General features: G+C 41.8%; 25 protein-coding genes and 2 other annotated features. All 25 genes read left to right on the top strand.

Translation table 11 applies throughout. From position 1 onward, the window contains the following. The first annotated feature begins 13 nt into the window (after window positions 1-13). The 25 genes from ispD to rpsJ all read left to right on the top strand — a co-directional run bounded on the left by ispD (window position 14) and on the right by rpsJ (window position 24,884). On the top strand, window positions 14-727 hold the full coding sequence (gene ispD, locus BK583_RS20325; RefSeq protein ID WP_055736631.1) for a 2-C-methyl-D-erythritol 4-phosphate cytidylyltransferase: 714 nt from the start codon (window positions 14-16) through the stop codon (window positions 725-727). Next, window positions 702-1,178, top strand: coding sequence for a 2-C-methyl-D-erythritol 2,4-cyclodiphosphate synthase (ispF, locus tag BK583_RS20320; RefSeq protein WP_055736632.1), 477 nt, complete (start codon window positions 702-704; stop codon window positions 1,176-1,178). Before ispD ends, ispF begins: the two co-directional genes overlap by 26 nt. Window positions 1,179-1,246: 68 nt before the next feature. After that, window positions 1,247-2,710: a glutamate--tRNA ligase gene (gene gltX / locus BK583_RS20315; RefSeq protein ID WP_055736633.1), complete on the top strand. Its 1,464-nt coding sequence runs from the start codon at window positions 1,247-1,249 to the stop codon at window positions 2,708-2,710. 7 nt (window positions 2,711-2,717) lie between these two features. Beyond that, window positions 2,718-2,936: a binding site (T-box leader), on the top strand. 60 nt (window positions 2,937-2,996) lie between these two features. Beyond that, on the top strand, window positions 2,997-3,653 hold the full coding sequence (gene cysE, locus BK583_RS20310) for a serine O-acetyltransferase (protein ID WP_038484991.1): 657 nt from the start codon (window positions 2,997-2,999) through the stop codon (window positions 3,651-3,653). Between the two features lie 34 nt (window positions 3,654-3,687). After that, window positions 3,688-5,082, top strand: coding sequence for a cysteine--tRNA ligase (cysS, locus tag BK583_RS20305; RefSeq protein WP_055736634.1), 1,395 nt, complete (start codon window positions 3,688-3,690; stop codon window positions 5,080-5,082). Between the two features lie 13 nt (window positions 5,083-5,095). Further along, entirely contained in the window at window positions 5,096-5,497 is a 402-nt protein-coding gene (locus tag BK583_RS20300) for a Mini-ribonuclease 3 (protein WP_038484994.1), read from the top strand. Then, on the top strand, window positions 5,494-6,336 hold the full coding sequence (rlmB, locus tag BK583_RS20295; RefSeq protein ID WP_078440281.1) for a 23S rRNA (guanosine(2251)-2'-O)-methyltransferase RlmB: 843 nt from the start codon (window positions 5,494-5,496) through the stop codon (window positions 6,334-6,336). The genes BK583_RS20300 and rlmB overlap by 4 nt, the downstream gene beginning before the upstream one ends. 1 nt (window position 6,337) lies before the next feature. Continuing rightward, window positions 6,338-6,847 (top strand): NYN domain-containing protein, encoded by a 510-nt coding sequence (locus BK583_RS20290; protein ID WP_055736635.1) that lies wholly within the window; start codon window positions 6,338-6,340, stop codon window positions 6,845-6,847. 86 nt (window positions 6,848-6,933) lie between these two features. Then, a complete protein-coding gene (gene sigH, locus BK583_RS20285; protein WP_038475763.1) occupies window positions 6,934-7,599 on the top strand; it encodes an RNA polymerase sporulation sigma factor SigH in 666 nt (221 codons plus the stop codon). Window positions 7,600-7,686: 87 nt separating this feature from the next. Continuing rightward, complete coding sequence (rpmG, locus tag BK583_RS20280; protein WP_437182837.1) at window positions 7,687-7,860, top strand: 50S ribosomal protein L33; 174 nt, start codon at window positions 7,687-7,689, stop codon at window positions 7,858-7,860. Window positions 7,861-7,932: 72 nt separating this feature from the next. Next, window positions 7,933-8,124 carry a preprotein translocase subunit SecE gene (gene secE / locus BK583_RS20275; protein ID WP_035395626.1) on the top strand — a complete coding sequence of 64 codons (192 nt, stop codon included), beginning with the start codon at window positions 7,933-7,935 and terminating at the stop codon, window positions 8,122-8,124. A 48-nt stretch (window positions 8,125-8,172) separates the two neighbouring features. Next, window positions 8,173-8,709, top strand: coding sequence for a transcription termination/antitermination protein NusG (nusG, locus tag BK583_RS20270; protein WP_035395629.1), 537 nt, complete (start codon window positions 8,173-8,175; stop codon window positions 8,707-8,709). Window positions 8,710-8,867: 158 nt separating this feature from the next. Further along, window positions 8,868-9,293 carry a 50S ribosomal protein L11 gene (gene rplK, locus BK583_RS20265; RefSeq protein WP_035395631.1) on the top strand — a complete coding sequence of 142 codons (426 nt, stop codon included), beginning with the start codon at window positions 8,868-8,870 and terminating at the stop codon, window positions 9,291-9,293. A 98-nt stretch (window positions 9,294-9,391) separates the two neighbouring features. After that, window positions 9,392-10,087 (top strand): 50S ribosomal protein L1, encoded by a 696-nt coding sequence (gene rplA, locus BK583_RS20260; protein ID WP_038475767.1) that lies wholly within the window; start codon window positions 9,392-9,394, stop codon window positions 10,085-10,087. Window positions 10,088-10,130: 43 nt separating this feature from the next. Then, window positions 10,131-10,266: a sequence feature (ribosomal protein L10 leader region), on the top strand. A 35-nt stretch (window positions 10,267-10,301) separates the two neighbouring features. After that, window positions 10,302-10,802 carry a 50S ribosomal protein L10 gene (gene rplJ / locus BK583_RS20255; protein ID WP_038475770.1) on the top strand — a complete coding sequence of 167 codons (501 nt, stop codon included), beginning with the start codon at window positions 10,302-10,304 and terminating at the stop codon, window positions 10,800-10,802. Window positions 10,803-10,848: 46 nt separating this feature from the next. After that, the gene (rplL, locus tag BK583_RS20250; RefSeq protein WP_035395635.1) at window positions 10,849-11,208 is read left to right on the top strand and encodes a 50S ribosomal protein L7/L12; all 360 of its coding nucleotides are present in this window, start codon (window positions 10,849-10,851) and stop codon (window positions 11,206-11,208) included. A 79-nt stretch (window positions 11,209-11,287) separates the two neighbouring features. Continuing rightward, entirely contained in the window at window positions 11,288-11,902 is a 615-nt protein-coding gene (locus tag BK583_RS20245; RefSeq protein WP_055736636.1) for a class I SAM-dependent methyltransferase, read from the top strand. A 309-nt stretch (window positions 11,903-12,211) separates the two neighbouring features. Further along, entirely contained in the window at window positions 12,212-15,754 is a 3,543-nt protein-coding gene (gene rpoB, locus BK583_RS20240) for a DNA-directed RNA polymerase subunit beta (protein WP_038475775.1), read from the top strand. Between the two features lie 111 nt (window positions 15,755-15,865). Next, window positions 15,866-19,486, top strand: a complete 3,621-nt coding sequence (rpoC, locus tag BK583_RS20235; protein ID WP_055736637.1) for a DNA-directed RNA polymerase subunit beta' — start codon at window positions 15,866-15,868, stop codon at window positions 19,484-19,486. A gap of 97 nt (window positions 19,487-19,583) precedes the next feature. Next, window positions 19,584-19,832 carry a 50S ribosomal protein L7ae-like protein gene (locus BK583_RS20230; protein WP_035395636.1) on the top strand — a complete coding sequence of 83 codons (249 nt, stop codon included), beginning with the start codon at window positions 19,584-19,586 and terminating at the stop codon, window positions 19,830-19,832. A gap of 98 nt (window positions 19,833-19,930) precedes the next feature. Beyond that, entirely contained in the window at window positions 19,931-20,350 is a 420-nt protein-coding gene (gene rpsL / locus BK583_RS20225; RefSeq protein WP_035395638.1) for a 30S ribosomal protein S12, read from the top strand. Between the two features lie 38 nt (window positions 20,351-20,388). Continuing rightward, the gene (gene rpsG, locus BK583_RS20220; protein ID WP_035395639.1) at window positions 20,389-20,859 is read left to right on the top strand and encodes a 30S ribosomal protein S7; all 471 of its coding nucleotides are present in this window, start codon (window positions 20,389-20,391) and stop codon (window positions 20,857-20,859) included. A 38-nt stretch (window positions 20,860-20,897) separates the two neighbouring features. Beyond that, entirely contained in the window at window positions 20,898-22,976 is a 2,079-nt protein-coding gene (fusA, locus tag BK583_RS20215; RefSeq protein WP_038475780.1) for an elongation factor G, read from the top strand. A 117-nt stretch (window positions 22,977-23,093) separates the two neighbouring features. Then, window positions 23,094-24,284 carry an elongation factor Tu gene (tuf, locus tag BK583_RS20210; RefSeq protein WP_038475783.1) on the top strand — a complete coding sequence of 397 codons (1,191 nt, stop codon included), beginning with the start codon at window positions 23,094-23,096 and terminating at the stop codon, window positions 24,282-24,284. A gap of 291 nt (window positions 24,285-24,575) precedes the next feature. Then, window positions 24,576-24,884, top strand: coding sequence for a 30S ribosomal protein S10 (gene rpsJ, locus BK583_RS20205; RefSeq protein ID WP_017729599.1), 309 nt, complete (start codon window positions 24,576-24,578; stop codon window positions 24,882-24,884). Window positions 24,885-24,900 lie beyond the last annotated feature (16 nt).

Below are 24,900 nucleotides of genomic sequence, written 5' to 3'. Positions count from 1 at the left end.
GAAGGAGATTATGATGGATTATAAAGCAATTGTCTTAGCTGCAGGTCAAGGAAAACGAATGAATGCTGGTTTTAATAAACAGCTTATTAAGCTAAACGCAATACCGCTTATTGTTCATTCTTTACGTTTATTTGAACAGGATACCTGCTGTAAAGGAATCATTCTCGTTGTCAGTGAAGAAGAGAGAGAAACGATGCAGAACCTTGTACAATCGTTTACCTTAAAGAAAATTGAACAGATTGTTATTGGAGGGAAGGAAAGGCAAGATAGTGTGTATGCAGCGCTTGAGGCAATGGAACCTTCTACGATTGTACTCATTCATGATGGGGCTCGGCCATTTGTTTCTCAGAAGGTTATTCATGCAGTGGCGGCAGAAGCTGCAAAGCAAGGTGGGGCCATTGCGGCTGTTCCAGTGAAAGATACAATAAAAAAAGTTACAGAAGGTACAGTGTGTGAAACTGTGCAGAGAACTCAGTTATGGGCTGCTCAAACACCACAAGGTTTTCAGTATGACTTAATTGTAAATGCGCACCAGCAAGCGAGAGCAGCTAACGCTCTTGGGACCGATGATGCTAGTTTATTAGAACGGCAAGGAAAGCGTGTCGCTATCGTGGAGAGTGACTACCTAAATATTAAATTAACCACAGCAGAAGACCTATTATTTGCTGAGACGATTATAAGAACAAAGGAGAACAGAGAACATGATTCGAATCGGACAAGGGTATGATGTGCATCAATTAGTAGAGGGGCGGCCTCTTCTATTAGGAGGAATTGATATTCCTCACGATAAAGGGTTACTTGGTCATTCTGACGCAGATGTGCTGCTACACACGATAACCGATGCTGCCCTTGGAGCCATTGCGGCAGGTGACTTGGGGAAGCATTTCCCTGATACCGATGATGCGTTTAAGGATGCTGATTCAAAGGTGCTTTTACAAGATGTTTGGAAATTGGTAAAAGAAGCAGGGTACACGTTAGGAAACGTCGATTGTACGGTTATGGCGCAAAAACCTAAGCTGGCACCTTATATTGATCCGATGCGAGAACAAATTGCTCAATTGCTCGAAACAGACATTGCAAATGTTGGATTAAAGGCAACAACGACAGAAAAGTTAGGCTTTGTCGGTCGCGAAGAGGGTATTGCGGCGCAAGCGGTTATTTTACTAATAAAAAAGTAATCCACCTTTGTTTTCGTAGGAGAACATGCTAGAATGATTCAGAATAAGAGCTAGAGGAGTGCAACGACATGGCAAAAGAAGTACGGGTACGGTTTGCTCCAAGTCCAACAGGGCATTTACATATTGGCGGAGCGAGATCGGCATTGTTTAACTATTTAATGGCGAAGCATACAAATGGGACATTTGTACTTCGAATTGAAGATACAGATCAAGCGAGAAATGTTGAAACGGCAACTGAAAAACTAATGGATAGCTTAAAATGGCTTGGTATTCAGTGGGATGAAAGTGTTGATACAGAGCACGGCGAATACGGTCCTTATCGCTCGATGGAGCGTGTTCATCTTTATAAAGACTATATTCAGCAGTTAGTAGATGAAGGGAAAGCGTATTATTGTTATATGACGGAAGACGAGCTTGAAGCAGAACGTGAAGCGCAGAAAGCACGTGGGGAAATGCCAAAATATAGCGGCCGTGATAGGGATTTAACAGCAGAGCAGCGTCAAGCATACGAGGCGAAAGGAATCAAGCCTGTTGTCCGCTTTAAAGTACCACAAGATCAGATGATTACGTTTCATGATTCTGTACGTGAAGAAGTGTCGTTTGACTCGAATGGAATTGGCGATTTCGTTATTGCTCGTAAAGATGGCGTGCCAATGTATAATTTTGCGGTTGTTGTGGATGACCACCTAATGAAGATTAGCCATGTTATTCGCGGAGAAGAGCATTTATCGAATACACCAAGACAGATTCTGTTGTTTGAAGCATTTGGTTGGGAAGTACCAACTTTTGCACATGCGTCCCTTATTCTTAACCCGAATCGCCAGAAAATGAGTAAGCGCGATGAATCGATTATTCAATTTGTTGAACAGTATAAGGAGCTTGGCTATATGCCAGAAGCGATCGTCAACTTCTTAGCTTTATTAGGGTGGTCGCCAGTGGGAGAAGAGGAGATCTTCACATTAAAGCAATTAGAAGAACAATTTACACTTGACCGCGTGTCGAAAGCTCCTGCTGTGTTTGATACGGATAAGCTTGCATGGATGAACAACCAGTATATTAAAGAAGCAGACCTTGATGAAGTAATTGATTTAGCGCTACCACACTTAATTTCAAGTGGTCGTGTTTCTGAAAATATGGGTGAAGAGCGTCTCGAATGGGCGAAGCGTCTTATCGGTCTTTATCAAGAGCAAATGCAGTACGGTGCAGAGATTGTCACGCTAACGGAACAATTTTTCAAGAAAGACGTAGATTATACAGAAGACGCAAAAGCAGTTCTAGCAGAAGAGCAAGTACCAGAAGTCTTAGAGCAATTTGCGAAAGAACTTGACCAGTTAGAAGAATTTACAGTGCCAGAGATTAAGAAGGCGATTAAAGCGACACAAAAAGCAACAGGGCAAAAAGGAAAGAAATTATTTATGCCAATTCGTGCGGCTGTGAGCGGTCAAACCCACGGACCAGAGCTTGGAGATACGATTGAGCTGTTAGGCAAAGCGGTAGTGACAAGTCGTTTACAAGAAGCGGTCCAACAATAACATATAGCTATACATGATGATTGGGAAAAGTAAGCACAGGAATTTTACAGAGAGAATGACCAAGGGCTGGAAGTCATTTAGAAGGAATGTGTTGAACATGCACCCAGGAGTCTTGCTTTGAATGCATATGCGTAGTAGGAGTGAGCGGCAGACCACGTTAAGGTTAGAGAGATCCAGGTTCTTTCCTGGAAAACAGAGTGGAACCGTGCAATCTTGTGCCTCTGTACCTACTGTAGGTACGGAGGTTTTTTATTGTGACAAAAAGGAGGGGAACTGTTTGAGTTTAATGCGTACCATGCTTAGTGACATAGACGTTGTATTTGATCGAGATCCTGCAGCAAGAAACCGATTAGAAATTATTTTTACGTACTCAGGTGTGCATGCGGTATGGGGGCACCGCATCGCTCATGCGCTATGGAAAAGAGGCTGTTTTTTCCTAGCTCGATTGCTTTCTCAGTTTACGCGTTTTTTGACGGGTATAGAAATCCATCCTGCTGCCCAAATTGGAGAAAGACTTTTTATTGATCATGGTATGGGTGTTGTCATTGGTGAAACATGTGAGATAGGAAACGATGTCACCATTTTTCAAGGAGTCACGTTAGGCGGTACAGGGAAAGAAAAAGGCAAGAGGCATCCTACAGTGAAAGACGGGGCACTTATTGCCACAGGAGCAAAAGTGCTAGGGTCTTTTACAATTGGTGAGCAAGCTCGAATCGGAGCAGGCTCAGTTGTTTTAAATGAAGTGCCTGCCTATTCAACTGTTGTTGGTATTCCAGGGAAAATTGTCATTAAAAACGGAAAGAAAGTTGCTTCAGCGCATACATTAGACCATTCATTACCCGATCCCATTGCAGACAGTATTTCAGAAATGGAAAAAGAAATTCAGCGTTTAAAACATGAATGTGTTCGGCTTTCGGAGGAAAAAAACGGGTCAATCCATTAAGCAGTCATAACGGATATTGGAAAGGAAGTTTACCATGTTAAGAATCTATAATAGCTTAACGAATAAAAAAGAAGAATTTAAGCCGATGGTTCCTGGAAAAGTAAAGATGTATTTCTGCGGGCCGACAGTTTACAATTTTATACACATTGGAAATGCCAGGCCACCTATTGTGTACGATATGGTCCGACGTTATTTAACGTATCGTGGTTTTGATGTCACGTTCATCTCAAATTTCACAGACGTCGATGATAAAATTATTCGTGCTGCCCAAGAGCTTGGCGAAGAAGTTTTTGATGTAGCAGAACGATTTATTGAAGCGTACCACACAGATACTGCCGCATTAAATGTAAAAAAAGCAGATCTTCATCCTCGTGTAACCGAGACAATGGATGACATTATTGATTTTATTAAACAACTTGAAGAAAAAGGATTTGCTTACGAAGCCGGTGGGGATGTTTATTTTCGAACAAGGAAGTTTGATGATTACGGAAAGCTCTCGGGCCAATCAATAAATGAATTGCGAAGTGGAGCACGAATTGGTGTAGATGAACGCAAAGAAGATGCGGTTGACTTCGTTTTGTGGAAAGCAGCTAAGCCAGACGAAATATCGTGGGAAAGTCCATGGGGGAATGGACGGCCTGGGTGGCATATTGAATGTTCAGCAATGATTCGAAAAAATTTAGGTGACACCATCGACATCCATGCAGGCGGAAAAGATTTAACGTTTCCCCATCATGAAAATGAAATTGCCCAATCAGAGGCACTAACAGGAAAAACATTAGCAAATTATTGGATGCATAATGGATTTGTTAACATTAATAACGAGAAAATGTCGAAATCTCTTGGCAACTTTGTGTTAGCACATGACATCATTCAACAATTCCCGGCAGAAGTCGTGCGCTACTTTATGTTGTCCACTCACTATCGTACGCCAATAAACTTTAGTGACGAATTGTTAACAAGTGCAGTAACAAGTCTTGACCGTTTAAAAAATGCGGTTACAAATATCCAGCATCGTTTAAATGAAACGGTGGATTTAGGAAAAATCGATGATTGGTTGGAAAAGATTGCGTCCTATAAACAGCGTTTTATAAAGGAAATGGATGATGATTTTAATAGTGCAAATGCGATAAGTGTCCTATTTGATTTAGCTAAAGAAGCAAACGTTTATACGAGCGAGGCGCAAACATCTAAGCGCGTTTTGGAAGCATTTTTGAAGCTGTTTGAAGAGATAAGCAACGTACTTGGCTTGGAACTGACTCATGCAGAGGAACTGGTAGATGATGAGGTTGAAGCGCTTATCCAAGAACGGAATGAAGCTCGAAAATCAAGAAACTTTGCCCGTGCAGATGAGATTCGAGACCTATTAAAAGAAAAGAAAATCTTGTTAGAAGATACGCCTCAAGGTGTAAGGTGGAAACGAGGATAACGTGAAATCAAAAATGGAATGGAAACAGTTGAATGGTTTAGCCTTAGCCTATATGGGGGATGCCGTCTTTGAGAAGCGTGTTCGATTTGAGCTTCTCAAAGAAGGGGCAGTACGTCCGAATAAGCTGCATCGTGCAGCTACGACGTACGTTTCCGCAAAGGCACAGTCTTACATTCTGCATGAATTAGAGAATCGGGGTTTGTTGACAGACGCAGATTTTGCTGTCATAAAAAGAGGTAGAAATGCTAAATCACACACAATCCCTAAAAACACAGACGTTGCAACTTACAAAAATTCAACAGGATTTGAGGCGCTTTTAGGCTATTTATATGTTCTTGAAGAAACAGATCGACTCGAACAGTTGCTAAGTCAATCGATTCAAATTATTAAAGATAAAGGAGGGCAGTCTTCATGAAAAAGAAAGAACGGACAAACGTGAAAAAAGAAAAACCTCAGTTAAATCAACGAAAACGACCACGACCACAACAACCAGCTGAGCCAGTGAATGATCCCCAAAGTGAGTTTGTGACAGGAAAAAACCCGGTCATTGAGTCATTAAAATCGGGAAGAGAGATTCATAAAGTATGGATTGGGGAAGGATCGCAGCGTGGTCAAATGACCTCGATTATTCAGTCAGCAAAGGAAAAAAATATTCTTGTACAAACTGCCCCTAAAAAGAAGCTTGATCAACTAGTTGGGCACCAAAATCACCAAGGTGTTGTCGCTTCAATTGCTGCCTATCGGTATGCGGAAATAGATGATCTGTTCGGGAAAGCGAAAGAGAAAGGGGAAGAACCGTTCTTTCTTATCCTTGATGAAATTGAAGACCCACATAACCTAGGTTCGATTATGCGAACAGCTGACGCCGTTGGGGCACACGGTATTATCATCCCGAAGCGACGTGCAGTTGGCCTCACACAAACGGTGGCAAAATCTTCAACGGGTGCCATTGAGTATATTCCAGTTGTACGTGTGACAAATATTCCAAGAACAATGGATGATTTAAAGAAACGTGGCTTATGGTTTGCAGGTACCGATGCAAAAGGTGAACAAGATTACCATCAAGGTTCTTTTGATATGCCGTTAGGTCTTGTCATTGGCAGTGAAGGAAAAGGGATTAGTCGATTAGTGAAAGAGAAGTGTGACTTTCTATTGCAAATCCCTATGGTTGGTCATGTGACGTCTCTCAATGCTTCGGTTGCTGCAAGTCTACTAATGTATGAAGTGTTCAGGAAACGAAAAGGACTAAACTAAGATGAACATTCTGCTCGTTGATGGCTATAACATGATCGGAGCGTGGCCTGTATTGCAGCGCCTTAAAGTAAAAGATTTAGGTCAAGCAAGGGACAAGCTTGTTGACATGCTCGCTGAATATGCAGCTTATACTGGCTTTAACGTGAAAGTCATCTTTGATGCACACATGGTGTCTGGTATTGGAAAGGTGTATCATACCCATAGAGTGGATGTACTATATACAAAGAATAAAGAAACAGCAGACGAACGGATAGAAAAGCTAGCGCGGGAATTAAAAAGAATTGATCGAACAATCTATGTCGCTACTTCTGATATGGCAGAGCAGTCGGTTATATTTGGTAGTGGAGCGTTGCGGAAATCAGCAAATGAGCTAATGGTGGAAACGGAACTTGCTTCAAAGCGAATCAACAAGATGGTACAAAAGACAAAATTAGTGCAGGAATCGTCGAAAATTAGCTTATCAGAGGAAGTTGCTGAAATTTTTGAAAAATGGCGTCGAGGAGACAAATAAGCTGTTGACCTGCTAGAAAAATGTGCTATATAATGTGTATAACTTTTCACAACATTATGTCTATGCAATCGCGAGGAGTGATTAGTTTGGGTGCAGGTCTAGTAGAAGAAGTCGCAGTAAGGTTTCAAGAAAATCCATTTGTCAACTGGGAAGACGATTCGCTCATTAACGAAGTTCGAACAGGCAATACACTTGCATTAGAGCACTTGATTGGAAAATATCGTAATTTTGTGAGGGCAAAAGCGCGATCTTATTTTCTAATTGGTGCAGATCACGAAGACATTGTTCAAGAAGGAATGATTGGGCTTTATAAAGCAGTGAGAGATTTTAATGGGGACAAGCTATCTTCGTTCAAGGCTTTTGCTGAACTATGTATCACTAGACAAATTATCACGGCGATTAAAACAGCAACAAGACAGAAACACATTCCGCTTAATTCATACGTTTCATTGGACAAGCCGTTGTATGACGAAGAGTCTGATCGAACGTTAATGGATGTTATTTGTGGGAATCGAATCACTGATCCTGAAGCGCTTTTAATAAACAGAGAGGAATTTTCGTTTATTGAAGGTAAGATGAGTGAGATTTTAAGTGAGTTAGAACGACAAGTACTTATGCTTTATTTAGATGGTCGGACTTATCAAGAGATTTCTGTGGATCTTAAGCGCCATGTGAAATCAATTGATAATGCCTTGCAACGAGTAAAGCGAAAGCTAGAACGCTATGTTGAATTAAAGAGCGTCATGCTATAATGAATAAGGGCGTTGACTTCTGTCACGCTCTTTATTTCTTTTGCCATAGATTGACACTATGTACTAGCTGTGCTAGAGTCTAAGGGCATGTGGATTCGTCGGAGGTGTGGAACGAATATGAAAAAACGTATAATGGCTTGTGAACGTTGTCAAGCGAGAAACTACTCGTATCCAACGGACAATAATGCGCACACCCGATTAGAAATGAAGAAATTTTGCAAACGATGCAATGAACATACGCTCCATTTAGAAACAAAATAACATTTTCAGTAAACGTCTTTACGGACGTTTCTTTTTCGAGATATCGAGATTAATGGAGGTGCTCCTAGCAAGATGGCTGATGAAAGAAAAGGTCCTGTGGCGTTTCTTCGTAATGTAGGCAAAGAAATGAAGCGAGTCTCATGGCCAACAAGAAAAGAACTTACGCGATATACATTAGTTGTACTAGCAACGCTCGCAATTATGGTTGGTTTCTTTTTCCTAGTGGACGAAGCCATTTCATTTTTATTACGATTTTTACAGTAGGCAAGGTTGAGTTGGATTAAAAGGAGGGAAGGACAGCTGTCCTGAAAAATGGAAAAGAATTGGTTTGTAGTACACACGTATTCAGGTTATGAAAACAAAGTAAAAGCAAATCTAGAAAAACGTGTGGAATCGATGGAAATGACAGATCACATTTTCCGCGTGCTCGTTCCGGTTGAAGAAGAAACGGAAACGAAAAACGGAAAAACAAAACAAGTAACAAAGAAAGTCTTTCCTGGATACGTATTAGTGGAAATGGTTATGACAGATGATTCATGGTATGTTGTGCGTAACACACCAGGCGTAACTGGATTTGTTGGGTCAGCAGGTGCAGGTTCTAAACCGACAGCGCTTATGCCTGATGAAGTTGACCGCATCCTTAAACAAATGGGCGTGGAAGAACAGCTTATGGAAGTGGACTTTGAAATTAAAGAGTCTGTTAAAGTGAAAACAGGTCCATTTGCAGACTTTGTCGGTACGATTGAAGAGATTCAACTAGATAAACAGAAGCTAAAAGTGCATGTAAACATGTTCGGTAGAGAAACACCAATTGAATTAGAATTTGCGCAAGTTGAAAAGATTTCTTAAAAAAACTTGCGCCATTGTTTTTTAAGTGATAGAATCTTAATGTTTAGTATGACATGTACTATACAGTCGGATGTTTTTGCATCCGTCTTTTTGAGTGGGAGGATATGAAATTTGACATATCCGGGTAACCACATCACGGACTTAAGGAGGTATGTCACGTGGCTAAAAAGGTAATTAAAATGGTTAAGCTACAAATCCCTGCAGGTAAAGCTAATCCGGCACCACCAGTTGGACCAGCACTAGGTCAAGCAGGTGTAAATATCATGGGATTCTGTAAAGAATTTAATGCTCGTACAGCAGACCAAGCAGGTCTTATCATTCCAGTAGAAATTACTGTATTTGAAGACCGTTCTTTTACATTTATCACAAAAACGCCACCAGCTGCAGTTCTTTTAAAGAAAGCAGCAGGAATCGAATCAGGTTCTGGTGAGCCAAACCGTAACAAAGTTGCGACTGTTAAACGCGATAAAGTAAAAGAAATCGCTGAAACAAAAATGCCTGATTTAAACGCGGCTTCTGTTGAAGCGGCTATGCGCATGGTTGAGGGTACTGCCCGCAGCATGGGTATTGTGATTGAAGACTAATTGGTTCGTTTGCTGAGAGGTTGCGCTCACATATGGGTCGCAGCCTTTCAAATAGTGGGAGGACTTTCCGTTAAAACCACATACGAGGAGGAAATAGAATGGCTAAAAAAGGTAAGAAATATACAGACGCTTTGAAGCTTGTTGATCGCGATGCGTCATACCAAGCAGAAGAAGCTATCGAATTAGTGAAAAAAACATCGATCGCTAAGTTTGATGAAACAGTAGAAGTTGCTGTTCGTCTTGGCGTTGATCCTAAAAAAGCAGACCAGCAAATCCGTGGAGCAGTTGTGCTTCCTCACGGAACTGGTAAGACACAACGTGTTCTTGTATTTGCTAAAGGTGAGAAAGCGAAAGAAGCTGAAGCAGCTGGAGCAGACTTCGTTGGAGAAGATGATTTAATCAACAAAATCAACCAAGGTTGGTTTGACTTTGATGTTATCGTTGCAACTCCTGACATGATGGCTCAAGTTGGTCGTCTTGGTCGTGTGCTTGGACCAAAAGGTCTTATGCCGAACCCGAAAACAGGAACAGTTACATTTGATGTAACAAAAGCTGTTGAAGAAATCAAAGCTGGTAAAGTAGAATACCGCGTTGATAAGTCTGGAAACATTCATGTACCAATTGGTAAAGTTTCATTTGACTCAGCGAAGCTTACAGATAACTTCAAAACAATTATTGAAACACTTCACAAAGTAAAGCCTGCTGCAGCAAAAGGAACGTATGTTAAAAACATTGCAGTAGCTTCAACAATGGGCCCTGGTGTCCGCGTTGTTACTTCAGCTTACTCTAAATAATTCCATTTGACATGGGTTGTAACGTTGTGGTAAGTTTTATCTTGTGATTAAAATAGTCATGCCGTAGACAGTAGGAGCGTGTACGCTTAAATATCCTACCGAGGTGAGCAAATAGATCTCTTGTAATTTAGAGTGAATTGCCCTCGTGTGTCGAACGCGAGGGCTTTCTATATGAGCCGGGCGGTATGCAATTCGTTTTACAGGAGGTGTAACTATGAGCAGTATTATCGAGCAAAAACAACAAGTTGTAGCTGAGATTGCTTCAAAGCTAAAAGACAGCAAGTCAACAATTGTTGTTGACTATCGTGGTCTTAATGTTGCGCAAGTAACAGAGCTTCGTAAGCAACTACGTGAAGCGGGTGTTGAGTATAAAGTTTACAAAAACACGCTTGTACGTCGTGCTACAGCTGAGACAGGCCTTTCTGGACTTGATGAGCACCTTGTTGGACCAACTGCAATTGCATTTGGTGGAGAAGATGTTATCGCTCCAGCTAAAGTTCTTAATGAATTTGCTAAGAAGAACGAAGCGCTTGAAATTAAAACAGGTGTAATCGAAGGTGAAGTTGCAACAGCGGCAGATGTGAAAGCATTAGCTGAGCTTCCATCTCGTGACGGTTTACTTTCAATGCTTGCAAACGTGCTTCAAGCACCAGTACGTCAGTTCGCGCTTGCTACAAAAGCAGTTGCAGAACAAAAAGAAGAACAAGGCGCGTAAGTTAACCGCCTAAACTATAACAGATATCGAATTAGGAGGATTTACAATGAGTAAAGATCAAATCATTGAAGCGATCAAAGAAATGACAGTTCTTGAGCTAAATGACCTTGTAAAAGCAATCGAAGAGGAGTTTGGTGTAACAGCAGCAGCTCCGGTAGCAGTAGCAGCAGGTGGCGGAGAAGCAGCAGCTGAGCAAACTGAATTTGATGTAGTTCTAGAATCTGCTGGTTCATCTAAAATCGGCGTAATCAAAGTGGTTCGTGAAATCACTGGTCTTGGACTTAAAGAAGCGAAAGCACTAGTTGATGGTGCTCCAGCTCCAATCAAAGAAGGCGTATCTAAAGAAGACGCTGAAGAGATGAAAGGCAAGCTTGAAGAAGCTGGCGCTAGCGTAGAAGTTAAGTAATTTCGCTTAACAATAGAAAGAAGGTCCGTGGAACGTTTCCACGGACCTTCTTTTCCCATAAAGTAAAGGAGGGATTCTGTTGAGTGATCATTATTATTCCCATTCACCAAACGCTAAAAGCAATGAGCGAACGTGGCGTTATACGTTGAGAGGGCATGATTTTTCGTTTACAACCGATAGGGGAGTTTTCTCAAAAGGAGAAGTCGACTTCGGTAGTAGGCTCCTGATTGAAACCTTTCAAGCACCAGAAATTGATGGAGGTATTCTTGATGTCGGTTGCGGGTATGGTCCAATAGGATTAGCGCTTGCGAAAGAATGTCAAGATCGCTCTGTTGTCATGATTGATGTCAATGAGCGTGCATCCACACTTGCGGAAAAAAATGCAACGGTTAATGGTGTGGCTAATTCTGATATCCGTTGGTATGAGAATGGTGTAAAGGACTTACGAGATTCGGACGTATTTGCTTCGGTGGTGACGAATCCGCCTATCCGAGCTGGGAAAGAGACTGTTCATGAAATCTATGAAGATGCTTATGAAAGGTTGCTTCCAGGAGGAGAGTTATGGGTTGTCATTCAAAAGAAGCAAGGGGCGCCATCAACGAAAAAAAAGTTAGAAGTTTTGTTTGGAGAAGAGTCAGTTGAAGTGAAGGCAAAGGATAAGGGGTATTTTATCTTTTTTGCAAGAAAAAATTGACTTGTTTTTTTCTCTATGCTATTATTATTTAATGCGTATAACTGCCTAAAATGCCGTTTCCAAATTCATGAGAGAACGCTCAATGATTGAAACGGTTCATTTTTGGTTATGCTAGTGCAATGCGTATAGAGTATATGAAAAATGTTTCTGATTTTCATACTATAAAGCTTTTTGTTCGTTTTGTATAGTCTAACATTTTTATGTTGGATCATGTAAGGCATTAGGATCAATCTGTTTGACTATCATTTTATGAGGGGCAAACAGTTGTAAGTTTAGATACTAAAACGCGAGATTTAAGGGGTGAATCAGTTGACAGGTCAACTAATTCAGTATGGACGTCACCGCCAGCGAAGAAGCTATGCGCGAATTAATGAAGTGCTGGATCTGCCAAACTTAATTGAAATTCAAACAGCTTCCTATCAATGGTTTCTTGATGAGGGTTTAAGAGAAATGTTTCAAGATATTTCTCCAATCCAAGACTTTACAGGTAATCTAGTCTTGGAATTTATTGACTACAGCTTGGGCGAACCTAAATACCCAGTTGATGAGTCAAAAGAACGTGATGTAACGTACGCTGCTCCACTTAGAGTAAAAGTGCGTTTAATCAACAAAGAAACAGGTGAAGTAAAAGAGCAAGAAGTGTTCATGGGAGATTTTCCTCTTATGACGGAGACAGGCACGTTTGTCATTAATGGAGCTGAACGTGTTATTGTATCTCAGCTTGTTCGTTCACCGAGTGTGTACTACAGCCAAAAACTTGATAAAAACGGTAAAAAAGGGTTTACAGCTACCGTTATTCCGAATCGCGGTGCGTGGCTTGAGCTTGAAACAGATGCTAAAGACATCGTTTATGTTCGTATCGACCGTACAAGAAAGATTCCTGTATCGGTATTACTGCGTGCGCTAGGTTTTGGTTCTGATCAAGAAATCATTGACCTTTTAGGTGAAAATGAGTACTTGCGTGCGACCCTTGAAAAAGATAATACAGATTCAACGGATAAAGCGCTATTAGAAATTTACGAGCGCCTACGTCCAGGAGAGCCGCCAACCGTTGAAAATGCAAAGAGCTTATTAGAATCTCGTTTCTTTGATCCAAAGCGCTATGATTTAGCGAATGTTGGACGTTACAAGATTAATAAAAAGCTTCACATAAAAAATCGCCTGTTTAATCAACGTTTAGCCGAAAAGCTTGTTGATCCTGAAACAGGTGAAGTACTTGCAGAAGAAGGTACGTTACTGGACCGTCGTACATTGGATAAGTTGATCCCTCATTTAGAGAAAAATGTTGGTTTCCGTACAGCTCGTACGTCTGGTGGAGTATTAGAAGAATCGGATGTAGACATTCAGTCTATTCGCATTCAAGCTGCAGATGACCTTGATGAAGAAAGAACGATTTCCGTTATTGGTAATGGAATGGTTGATCGCGATGTGAAGCACATTGCTCCTTCTGACATCATTGCATCTATCAGCTACTTCTTTAACTTGTTACATGGTGTAGGTGACACGGATGATATTGATCACCTTGGTAACCGTCGTTTGCGTTCTGTAGGGGAACTTCTACAAAACCAGTTCCGTATTGGTCTTTCTCGTATGGAGCGTGTGGTTCGTGAACGTATGTCAATTCAAGACCCGAATGTCATTACGCCACAGGCACTTATTAACATTCGCCCTGTTATTGCATCTATTAAAGAGTTCTTTGGTAGCTCTCAGCTTTCTCAGTTCATGGACCAAACAAATCCTCTTGCCGAGTTAACGCATAAGCGTCGTCTTTCTGCACTCGGACCAGGTGGTTTAACCCGTGAACGTGCTGGTATGGAAGTGCGAGATGTTCATTACTCTCACTATGGTCGTATGTGTCCAATTGAAACACCAGAGGGTCCAAACATTGGTCTAATTAACTCCCTATCTTCTTATGCAAAAGTAAATGAGTTTGGTTTTATGGAGACACCGTATCGTCGTGTGGACCCTGAGACAGGTAAAGTAACAGCTCGTATTGATTACTTAACGGCAGATGAAGAAGATAATTATGTAGTCGCTCAAGCGAATGCGAAATTAAATGATGATGGTTCCTTCATGGATGAGAACATTATCGCTCGTTTCCGTGGTGAAAACACCGTTGTTCCTTTCGAAAGAATTGATTATATGGATGTATCGCCGAAACAAGTTGTATCTGCGGCTACGTCGTGTATTCCTTTCTTAGAGAATGATGACTCCAACCGTGCCCTTATGGGAGCGAATATGCAGCGTCAAGCTGTTCCGTTGCTTGTACCTGAAGCACCACTTGTTGGTACAGGGATGGAGCATATGTCTGCGAAAGATTCTGGTGCTGCAGTTGTGTCGAAATACCCTGGTGAAGTAGAGCGCGTTACGGCAAAAGAAATTTGGGTACGCCGTATAGAAGAAGTAGATGGTAAACAGGTAAAAGGGGATCTTGATAAATATCGCCTACAAAAGTTTATCCGCTCGAACCAAGGAACAAGCTACAACCAGCGTCCAATCGTTCGTGAAGGTGACGTTGTTGAAAAACGTGAGATTCTTGCAGATGGTCCTTCTATGGAACAAGGCGAAATGGCTCTTGGTCGTAACGTACTTGTTGGCTTTATGACATGGGAAGGTTACAACTATGAGGATGCTATTATTTTAAGTGAGCGTCTTGTTAAAGATGACGTGTATACATCTGTTCATATAGAAGAGTATGAAAGTGATGCTCGTGATACAAAGCTTGGACCTGAAGAAATTACAAGAGACATTCCAAACGTCGGTGAAGATGCACTACGCAACCTTGACGAACGTGGAATCATCCGTGTTGGTGCAGAAGTAAAAGATGGCGATATTCTTGTTGGAAAGGTTACTCCAAAAGGGGTTACAGAACTAACGGCTGAAGAGCGTCTTTTACATGCCATCTTTGGTGAGAAAGCGCGTGAAGTTCGTGATACTTCATTACGTGCACCACACGGTGGAGACGGTATCGTGTTGGATGTGAAGATCTTTAATCGTGAAGATGGCGATGAGTTACCACCTGGTGTGAATCAGCTTGTACGAGTTTATATCGTACAGAAGCGTAAGATTAACCAAGGTGATAAAATGGCCGGACGTCACGGTAACAAAGGTGTAATCTCACGTATCCTACCAGAAGAGGATATGCCGTATCTTCCAGACGGAACACCAATTGATATCATGTTAAACCCATTAGGGGTACCATCACGAATGAACATCGGACAAGTGCTTGAGCTTCATTTAGGAATGGCAGCTCGTAAACTTGGCATTCACGTTGCATCACCAGTATTTGATGGCGCTCGTGAAGAAGATGTTTGGGGAACCCTCGATGAAGCGGGTATGGCTCGTGACGGTAAAACAATCCTTTATGACGGACGCACAGGTGAGCCGTTTGACAACCGTGTTTCTGTAGGAATCATGTATATGATTAAACTTGCGCACATGGTTGATGATAAGCTTCACGCACGTTCAACAGGTCCTTACTCTCTTGTTACACAACAACCACTAGGTGGTAAAGCTCAGTTCGGTGGACAGCGTTTCGGAGAGATGGAAGTATGGGCACTTGAAGCCTACGGTGCTGCTTACACACTACAAGAGATTTTAACGGTGAAATCAGATGATGTTGTAGGACGTGTGAAAACGTATGAAGCGATTGTTAAAGGTGAGAATGTTCCTGAACCTGGCGTTCCTGAATCGTTCAAAGTATTAATCAAAGAGCTTCAGTCCCTTGGTATGGACGTTAAGATGCTTTCGAGTAATGAAGAAGAAATAGAAATGAGAGAATTAGACGATGAAGATGAACAAACATCTGAAAAGCTAAATCTCCAATTAGAAACAAACGAATCACAAGCTTAATAGTGAGGAGGGAGGAGTGATCCTCCTTCCCTCATCCATTTATAGAGGGTGGAACGTTCCACCTATAAAAGGGACTCCACAGTAGTGGAAATCATAAGGGAGGTTGGCCCCTTGATCGATGTAAATAACTTTGAATACATGAAAATTGGTTTGGCATCGCCAAATAAGATTCGTTCTTGGTCTCGTGGTGAAGTAAAAAAACCTGAGACAATTAACTACCGTACATTAAAGCCGGAAAAAGACGGTCTTTTTTGTGAGCGTATCTTTGGACCGCAAAAAGACTGGGAATGTCATTGTGGAAAATATAAACGCGTTCGTTATAAAGGTGTCGTTTGTGACCGTTGTGGTGTTGAAGTTACACGGGCGAAAGTACGCCGTGAACGCATGGGGCATATCGAATTAGCTGCTCCTGTATCTCATATTTGGTATTTCAAAGGAATCCCAAGTCGAATGGGGCTTGTTTTAGACATGTCTCCTCGTTCTTTAGAGGAAGTCATTTATTTCGCATCGTACGTGGTAACAGATCCAGGTGATACACCACTTGAGAAGAAACAACTTCTCTCTGAAAAAGAATACCGCGCTTATTATGATAAATACGGTCGTACGTTCACCGCGTCAATGGGTGCAGAAGCGATCCGTAAACTTTTAGCTGATATTGATTTACCTAAAGAAGTAAATGCGTTAAAAGAAGAATTAGAAACAGCACAAGGTCAAAGACGTACACGTGCGATTAAACGTTTGGAAGTATTGGAAGCATTCCGTAATTCAGGGAACGAGCCGTCTTGGATGGTGCTTGATGTTCTACCTGTTATCCCGCCAGAACTACGTCCGATGGTTCAGTTAGATGGTGGTCGTTTTGCTACTTCTGATCTGAATGACCTTTATCGCCGTGTGATTAACCGGAATAACCGTTTAAAACGTCTATTAGATCTAGGCGCTCCTAATATTATCGTACAAAATGAGAAGCGTATGCTTCAAGAAGCTGTCGATGCACTGATTGACAATGGTCGTCGTGGTCGTCCTGTTACAGGTCCTGGTAACCGTCCATTAAAATCACTGTCTCATATGCTAAAAGGAAAACAAGGTCGTTTCCGTCAAAACTTACTAGGTAAACGTGTTGACTACTCAGGTCGTTCGGTTATCGTTGTTGGTCCGAACTTGAAGATGTATCAGTGTGGATTACCGAAAGAAATGGCGCTTGAACTCTTTAAGCCATTTGTTATGAAAGAACTAGTTTCTAAAGGGTTAGCTCATAACATTAAGAGTGCGAAGAGAAAAGTAGAACGTGTTCAACCAGAGGTCTGGGATGTGCTAGAAGAAGTTATTCGTGAACATCCGGTACTTCTAAACCGTGCACCGACACTTCACCGTTTAGGAATTCAAGCTTTCGAACCAATTTTAGTTGAAGGCCGCGCAATTAAGCTTCACCCTCTTGTATGTACAGCTTATAATGCTGACTTTGATGGTGACCAAATGGCGGTACACGTACCACTTTCTGCTGAAGCACAAGCGGAAGCGCGTATCTTAATGTTGGCTGCGCAAAACATCTTAAATCCTAAGGATGGTAAGCCAGTTGTAACACCTTCACAGGATATGGTCCTTGGTAACTACTATTTAACAATGGAGAATGCAGAGGCTCGTGGAGAGGGTGCAGTATTTAAAGATACGAACGAAGCGATTATTGCGTATCAAAACGGCTACGTCCACCTTCATACAAGGGTTGCTGTTCCTGTTTCATCACTTAACAAGCCTACTTTTAAAGAAGAGCAGCAAGACTTGCTTTTACTTACAACTGTAGGGAAGTTACTCTTCAATGAAATTATGCCGGATTCATTCCCTTATATAAATGAGCCGACAAATACAAACCTTGAAGTAGAAACGCCAGAGAAATATCTCGTTTCAAGTGATACAAATATTAAGGAAGAATTTAAGAATCGCCCTATCGTTGCGCCGTTCAAAAAAGGATTCCTTGGTAATGTTATCTCTGAAGTCTTCAAGAAGTTCAAGATTACAGAAACGTCTAAGATGCTTGACCGCATGAAGGACCTTGGTTTCACGTATTCGACAAAAGCGGGTATTACCGTTGGTGTATCTGATATCGTCGTACTATCTGAGAAAAAGGAAATTCTTGAAGAAGCTGATACGAAAGTTGAACGTATTACGAAGCAGTTCCGTCGTGGTTTGATTACAGAAGAAGAGCGTTATGACCGTGTTATCTCTATCTGGAGTGAAGCGAAAGACGTTATTCAAAGTAAGTTGATGGGTACCCTTGATGAACGTAACCCAATCTTTATGATGAGTGACTCTGGAGCCCGTGGTAACGCATCAAACTTTACGCAGCTTGCTGGTATGCGTGGACTAATGGCGAATCCATCTGGTCGAATTATTGAATTACCGATCAAATCAAGTTTCCGTGAAGGGTTAACGGTACTAGAGTACTTTATCTCTACACACGGAGCTCGTAAAGGTCTTGCCGATACCGCACTTAAAACGGCTGACTCAGGTTATTTAACACGTCGACTTGTTGACGTTGCCCAAGACGTTATCGTTCGTGAGAATGACTGTGGCACCGATCGCGGTCTTGAAGTAGCAGCGATTAAAGAAGGCACTGAAACAATTGAGAATCTATATGATCGTCTTGTTGGACGTGTGGCGTTTAAAACCGTTCATCATCCAGAAACGGAAGAAGTTCTTATTCGTCGCGGTGAATTAATGACTGAAGACATTTCGAAACAGATTGTTGATGCTGGTGTTGAAGCAGTAACGATTCGTTCTGTCTTTACATGTAATACCCGTCACGGTGTATGTAAAGCTTGTTATGGCCGCAACCTTGCAACAGGAAGCGATGTTGAAGTTGGAGAAGCAGTTGGTATCATTGCTGCCCAATCCATCGGTGAGCCAGGAACACAGCTTACGATGCGTACATTCCACACAGGTGGTGTAGCAGGTGACGATATTACACAAGGTCTACCGCGTATCCAAGAGTTGTTTGAAGCGCGTAACCCTAAAGGTCAAGCAACGATTACTGAAATTGATGGCGATGTAATCGACGTTAAAGACGGTGATAAGCGAGAGGTAACGATTCAAAACGCACTAGAAACAAAAAATTATGCAATTCCTTATGGTTCCCGTCTGAAAGTGGTCCCTGGTGATAAAGTTGTTGCTGGTCAAACACTAACAGAAGGTTCAATTGATCCAAAAGAATTGCTTAAGGTTACTGGTATGGGTGGCGTTCAAGAGTATCTCTTACGTGAAGTTCAAAAAGTATACCGTCTACAAGGGGTAGAAATCGGCGATAAGCACGTTGAGGTTATGGTTCGCCAAATGCTTCGTAAGATCCGTGTAGTTGATGCAGGGGATACAGGCGTCTTACCAGGTTCTCTCATTGAGATTCAGAAGTTTAACGACGCAAATAGTAAAGTCCTTGTAAGTAACGAGCGCCCAGCAACAGGTCGTCCGGTCTTACTTGGAATTACAAAAGCGTCGCTTGAGACGGATTCCTTCTTATCAGCAGCGTCGTTCCAAGAAACAACTCGTGTCTTAACAGATGCTGCAATTAAAGGAAAACGTGATGAGCTTCTCGGACTTAAAGAGAATGTTATCATTGGTAAGTTGGTACCAGCAGGAACGGGGTTAAATCGTTATAAGAATCTTGGTATCCATTCTGCTCATGATGAAAAAGCAGAAAAAACCGAAGAAGTTGTAGCAGAGGAAGTACTCGTTCAAGAATAAATTATTGAAATCACCGGATAGGCTGTTGACACAGCCTATCTTGCGGTGATACTATATCAAAGTGTGCCTGACAGTCTGCTGCTTTGGAGGTTTGACTATGTCTTATGAAAAAGTAGAACAGGCAAAAGATCCGGTAATCGGAAGAAAACAGACACTAAAAGCACTGCATGCTCGTATAGTCAAAGAGCTGTACGTGGCAAACGACGCTGATCAGCGGATAACGCAAGAGGTTGTCAATGCTGCTATAGATACAGATGTTGCGGTTGTGTATGTCGATTCAATGAAGTTGCTTGGAAAAGCGTGTGGAATTGAAGTCGGTGCAGCCACTGTAGCGTTAAGGAAATAGAGAGTTTGTTTTGATTGTTCAAAACAACCTATTCTTTTGCCTAAACATGAACCACCTGGATCAGTGGTCTTAGAAATAAAGAAGGGAGGAAACAAAAAATGCCTACTATTAATCAGTTAATTCGCAAAGGTCGCGTAGACAAAGTGAAAAAGTCTGACTCACCTGCACTTAACAAAGGATACAATAGCTTCAAAAAAGCTCAAACAAATGTATCTTCTCCACAAAAACGTGGTGTTTGCACGCGTGTTGGTACTATGACACCGAAGAAACCGAACTCGGCTCTTCGTAAATATGCTCGTGTACGTTTGACGAACTCAATTGAGGTTACTGCATACATCCCAGGAATTGGACACAACTTGCAAGAGCACAGTGTTGTACTTATCCGTGGAGGTCGTGTAAAAGACTTACCAGGAGTACGTTACCACATCGTTCGTGGTGCACTTGATACTGCAGGTGTTCAAAACCGTATGCAAGGTCGTTCTAAATATGGAACTAAGAAGCCAAAAGAGAAAAAGTAATAAACTAAAAAGGATAATCGGTGAAAGGAGGGGGACTCATGCCTCGTAAAGGTCCAGTACCACGTCGTGATGTATTACCTGATCCAATGTATAATTCTAAGCTTGTAACCCGCCTCATCAACCGCATCATGGTTGACGGGAAGCGCGGAACAGCTCAAACGATTTTATATAATGCTTTCGATCTTGTAAAAGAGCGTAGCGGAAACGATGCAATGGAAGTTTTCGATCAAGCATTGAAGAACATTATGCCAGTTCTTGAAGTTAGAGCTCGCCGTGTTGGTGGTTCAAACTATCAAGTACCAGTAGAAGTAAGACCTGATCGTCGTACGACTTTAGGTTTACGCTGGTTAGTAAACTATTCACGTCTTCGTGGCGAAAAGACAATGGAAGAGCGTCTTGCTAACGAAATTCTTGATGCAGCAAACAACACTGGTTCTGCAGTTAAGAAACGTGAAGATATGCATAAAATGGCAGAAGCAAATAAAGCATTTGCTCACTACCGCTGGTAGGATTAAAATAACATTTATTTTGAAAGGAGAACGTTATTATGGCAAGAGAATTCTCCTTAAAAGATACGCGTAATATCGGCATCATGGCTCACATCGATGCCGGTAAAACGACGGCAACTGAACGTATTCTTTACTATACAGGTCGTGTACACAAAATTGGTGAAACACACGAAGGTGCTTCTCAAATGGACTGGATGGCGCAAGAGCAAGAGCGTGGTATTACAATCACATCTGCTGCGACAACAGCTCAATGGAAAGACCACCGTATCAATATCATTGATACGCCTGGACACGTAGATTTTACAGTAGAAGTTGAACGTTCATTACGTGTACTTGATGGGGCAGTTGCGGTATTAGATGCACAATCAGGTGTTGAACCGCAAACAGAGACTGTTTGGCGTCAAGCAACAACGTATGGTGTACCACGTATCGTATTCGTTAACAAAATGGATAAGACTGGTGCAGATTTCATGTATTCTGTTGGAACATTACGTGATCGTTTACAAGCGAACGCTCACCCAATTCAACTTCCAATCGGTGCTGAAGATGAGTTCTCGGGTTTCATTGACTTAATTGAAATGAAAGCCCACATCTCAAAAGATGACCTTGGACAAGAGTGGGAAGTAACAGATATTCCTTCTGAATATGAAGAGCAAGCAACAAAAATGCGCGAATCACTAGTTGAAGCAGTTGCTGAACTAGATGAAGAGCTTATGATGAAGTATCTTGAAGGTGAAGAGCCAACAAACGAAGAGCTTGTTGCTGCTATCCGCCAAGGTACTTGTAATGTTGACTTCTACCCTGTTATTTGTGGTTCTGCTTTCAAAAACAAAGGGGTTCAAGCTTTACTTGATGCAGTACTTGCTTATTTGCCATCTCCTCTCGACGTTGCGGCTATTCGTGGTCATGTTCCTGACAGCGAAGAAGAAGTAACTCGTGAGCCTGGTGATGATCAACCGTTTGCTGCACTTGCTTTTAAAGTAATGACAGATCCTTTCGTAGGGAAACTTACATTCTTCCGTGTTTACTCTGGTACACTTAACTCTGGTTCTTATGTGCGTAATGCGACAAAAGACAAGCGTGAACGTGTAGGTCGTATTCTTCAAATGCACGCGAACTCTCGTGAGGAAATCTCAACGGTTTACTCTGGTGATATCGCTGCTGCAGTTGGTCTAAAGGATACAACAACTGGGGATACTTTATGTGATGAAAAGAACCTTGTAATCTTAGAGTCCATGCAGTTCCCTGAACCAGTTATTCACTTATCTGTAGAGCCTAAGTCAAAAGCAGACCAAGATAAAATGGGTATTGCGCTTGCGAAGCTTGCAGAAGAGGATCCAACGTTCAAAACGCATACAGATGAAGAAACGGGTCAAACCATCATCGGTGGTATGGGTGAGCTTCACTTAGACATCATCGTTGATCGTATGAAGCGTGAATTCAAAGTAGAAGCAAACGTTGGTGCACCACAAGTTTCATACCGTGAAACAATTCGTCAAACAGCACAAGTCGAAGGTAAATTCGTTCGTCAGTCTGGTGGACGCGGTCAGTTCGGACACGTTTGGGTTGAGTTCTCTCCTAACGAAGAAGGCGCTGGCTTTGAATTCGAAAATGCGATTGTTGGGGGAGCAGTTCCTCGTGAATACATTGGTTCCGTTCAACAAGGTATTGAAGAAGCACTTGATAACGGTATGGTTGCTGGATTCCCAGTAATTGATATTAAAGCGAAACTGTATGATGGTTCTTACCATGATGTCGATTCATCTGAGATGGCCTTTAAGATTGCCGCTTCAATGGCACTTAAAAATGCTAAATCAAAATGTGCTCCGGTATTACTTGAGCCTCTAATGAAGGTTGAAGTTGTAATCCCTGAAGAGTACATGGGCGATATTATGGGTGACATTACAGCTCGTCGTGGACGTGTTGAAGGTATGGAAGCTCGTGGTAACTCACAAACAGTTAAAGCGTTTGTTCCACTTGCTGAAATGTTTGGTTATGCAACTAGCCTTCGTTCTCGTACACAAGGCCGTGGAACGTATTCTATGTTCTTTGACCACTATGAAGAAGTACCTAAGAGTGTTTCTGAAGAGATCATTAAAAAACAAACTGGAGCATAAGTCTTCCGCGTTGTTTTGAGTAACAAATTGTTGTAAGCTAGGGAGGAAACTGGCTGCTTGTCAGCTACCTTTCTTATGAATAAAAAAATTAACTGTATTTAAGGGAGGAAATGAATCATGGCTAAAGAAAAATTTGATCGTTCCAAAACACATGCCAATATCGGTACAATTGGACACGTTGACCATGGTAAAACAACTTTAACTGCTGCAATTACAACTGTACTTGCTAAACGTTCTGGTAAAGGACAAGCAATGGCATATGATGCAATCGATGGTGCTCCAGAAGAGCGTGAGCGTGGTATCACAATCTCAACTGCACACGTTGAGTATGAAACTGATTCTCGCCACTATGCACACGTTGACTGCCCAGGACACGCTGACTATGTTAAAAACATGATCACTGGTGCTGCACAAATGGACGGAGGAATCTTAGTAGTATCTGCTGCTGACGGTCCAATGCCACAAACTCGTGAGCACATCCTTCTTTCTCGCCAAGTAGGCGTACCTTACCTTGTTGTATTCTTAAACAAATGTGACATGGTAGATGACGAAGAGCTACTTGAGCTAGTAGAAATGGAAGTACGTGACCTTCTTTCTGAGTATGACTTCCCTGGTGATGACGTTCCAGTTATCCAAGGTTCTGCTCTTAAAGCACTTCAAGGTGAAGCTGAGTGGGAAGAAAAAATCGTTGAGCTTATGAACGCTGTTGACGAATATATCCCAACTCCAGAGCGCGACAAAGATAAGCCTTTCATGATGCCAGTTGAGGACGTATTCTCAATCACTGGTCGTGGAACAGTTGCTACTGGTCGTGTAGAGCGTGGTCAACTTAACGTTGGTGACACTGTAGAAATTCTTGGTATTGAAGAAGAGAAGAAATCTACAACTGTAACTGGTGTAGAAATGTTCCGTAAGCTTCTTGACTATGCAGAAGCTGGAGACAACATCGGTGCCCTTCTTCGTGGGGTAGCTCGTGAAGATATCCAACGTGGCCAAGTACTTGCTAAGCCTGGTACAATTACACCACACACAAATTTCAAAGCTGAAGTTTATGTTCTTTCAAAAGAAGAGGGTGGACGTCACACTCCATTCTTCTCTAACTATCGTCCACAATTCTATTTCCGTACAACTGACGTAACTGGTATCTGCCAATTACCAGAAGGTACAGAAATGGTTATGCCTGGTGATAACATTGAAATGACTGTTGAGCTTATCGCTCCAATCGCGATTGAAGAAGGTACTAAATTCTCAATCCGTGAAGGTGGCCGTACAGTAGGCGCTGGCGTTGTAGCTACAATCCAAAAATAATTCATTTCTATAACTAAAGAGGACGGATTTTATTCGTCCTCTTTTTCTTTTGAAAAAAATTCTCTCAAACCCTTGCAATCATAGGCGTTGATCTATATAATAGTAGAAGTGTGCCCCGAAAGGTACGTTTCTTTGTTTCTATGAACAGAAAGTAATGTTTCTATGTGTCACACGTTTGACAGCGATGATGCGGAAGGTTGCTGACACACCCGGCCCCTTTGCCATGGGAGGGTGAGGAAATTTCCGCGGAGTATGTCTATTTTATAAAATGGGCGAAAAAGGAGGGCTATTATGGCAAAGCAAAAGATTCGTATTCGTTTAAAAGCGTATGATCACCGTGTTCTAGATCAGTCAGCTGAGAAGATTGTTGAAACGGCAAAACGTTCAGGTGCGAGCGTATCAGGACCGATTCCACTTCCAACTGAAAAATCTGTTTACACGATTTTACGTGCGGTTCACAAGTATAAAGATTCTCGTGAGCAGTTCGAAATGCGTACGCACAAGCGTCTAATTGACATTGTGAATCCAACACCACAAACTGTGGATGCGTTAATGCGTTTAGATTTACCGTCTGGCGTTGATATCGAAATTAAGCTATAAGCTAAAAAATAAAATT

The organism is Shouchella oshimensis, from assembly GCF_002019765.1.
Taxonomy (GTDB): Bacteria; Bacillota; Bacilli; order Bacillales; family Bacillaceae_D; genus Shouchella; species Shouchella oshimensis.
This window is presented reverse-complemented; position numbering and strand designations above follow the sequence as displayed.

Bases quoted from the DNA above. Each gene is read 5' to 3' on its own strand.
- secE (WP_035395626.1), top strand. From the start codon at position 7,933: ATGGCTGATGAAAGAAAAGGTCCTGTGGCGTTTCTTCGTAATGTAGGC.
- rlmB (WP_078440281.1), top strand. From the start codon at position 5,494: ATGAAAAAGAAAGAACGGACAAACGTGAAAAAAGAAAAACCTCAGTTA.
- rplL (WP_035395635.1), top strand. From the start codon at position 10,849: ATGAGTAAAGATCAAATCATTGAAGCGATCAAAGAAATGACAGTTCTT.
- rpmG (WP_437182837.1), top strand. From the start codon at position 7,687: ATGTGGATTCGTCGGAGGTGTGGAACGAATATGAAAAAACGTATAATG.
- rpsL (WP_035395638.1), top strand. From the start codon at position 19,931: ATGCCTACTATTAATCAGTTAATTCGCAAAGGTCGCGTAGACAAAGTG.
- BK583_RS20290 (WP_055736635.1), top strand. From the start codon at position 6,338: ATGAACATTCTGCTCGTTGATGGCTATAACATGATCGGAGCGTGGCCT.
- cysE (WP_038484991.1), top strand. From the start codon at position 2,997: ATGCGTACCATGCTTAGTGACATAGACGTTGTATTTGATCGAGATCCT.
- rpsG (WP_035395639.1), top strand. From the start codon at position 20,389: ATGCCTCGTAAAGGTCCAGTACCACGTCGTGATGTATTACCTGATCCA.
- ispD (WP_055736631.1), top strand. From the start codon at position 14: ATGGATTATAAAGCAATTGTCTTAGCTGCAGGTCAAGGAAAACGAATG.
- cysS (WP_055736634.1), top strand. From the start codon at position 3,688: ATGTTAAGAATCTATAATAGCTTAACGAATAAAAAAGAAGAATTTAAG.
- nusG (WP_035395629.1), top strand. From the start codon at position 8,173: ATGGAAAAGAATTGGTTTGTAGTACACACGTATTCAGGTTATGAAAAC.
- BK583_RS20300 (WP_038484994.1), top strand. From the start codon at position 5,096: ATGGAATGGAAACAGTTGAATGGTTTAGCCTTAGCCTATATGGGGGAT.
- tuf (WP_038475783.1), top strand. From the start codon at position 23,094: ATGGCTAAAGAAAAATTTGATCGTTCCAAAACACATGCCAATATCGGT.
- rpsJ (WP_017729599.1), top strand. From the start codon at position 24,576: ATGGCAAAGCAAAAGATTCGTATTCGTTTAAAAGCGTATGATCACCGT.
- rplJ (WP_038475770.1), top strand. From the start codon at position 10,302: ATGAGCAGTATTATCGAGCAAAAACAACAAGTTGTAGCTGAGATTGCT.
- fusA (WP_038475780.1), top strand. From the start codon at position 20,898: ATGGCAAGAGAATTCTCCTTAAAAGATACGCGTAATATCGGCATCATG.
- rplA (WP_038475767.1), top strand. From the start codon at position 9,392: ATGGCTAAAAAAGGTAAGAAATATACAGACGCTTTGAAGCTTGTTGAT.
- ispF (WP_055736632.1), top strand. From the start codon at position 702: ATGATTCGAATCGGACAAGGGTATGATGTGCATCAATTAGTAGAGGGG.
- gltX (WP_055736633.1), top strand. From the start codon at position 1,247: ATGGCAAAAGAAGTACGGGTACGGTTTGCTCCAAGTCCAACAGGGCAT.
- BK583_RS20230 (WP_035395636.1), top strand. From the start codon at position 19,584: ATGTCTTATGAAAAAGTAGAACAGGCAAAAGATCCGGTAATCGGAAGA.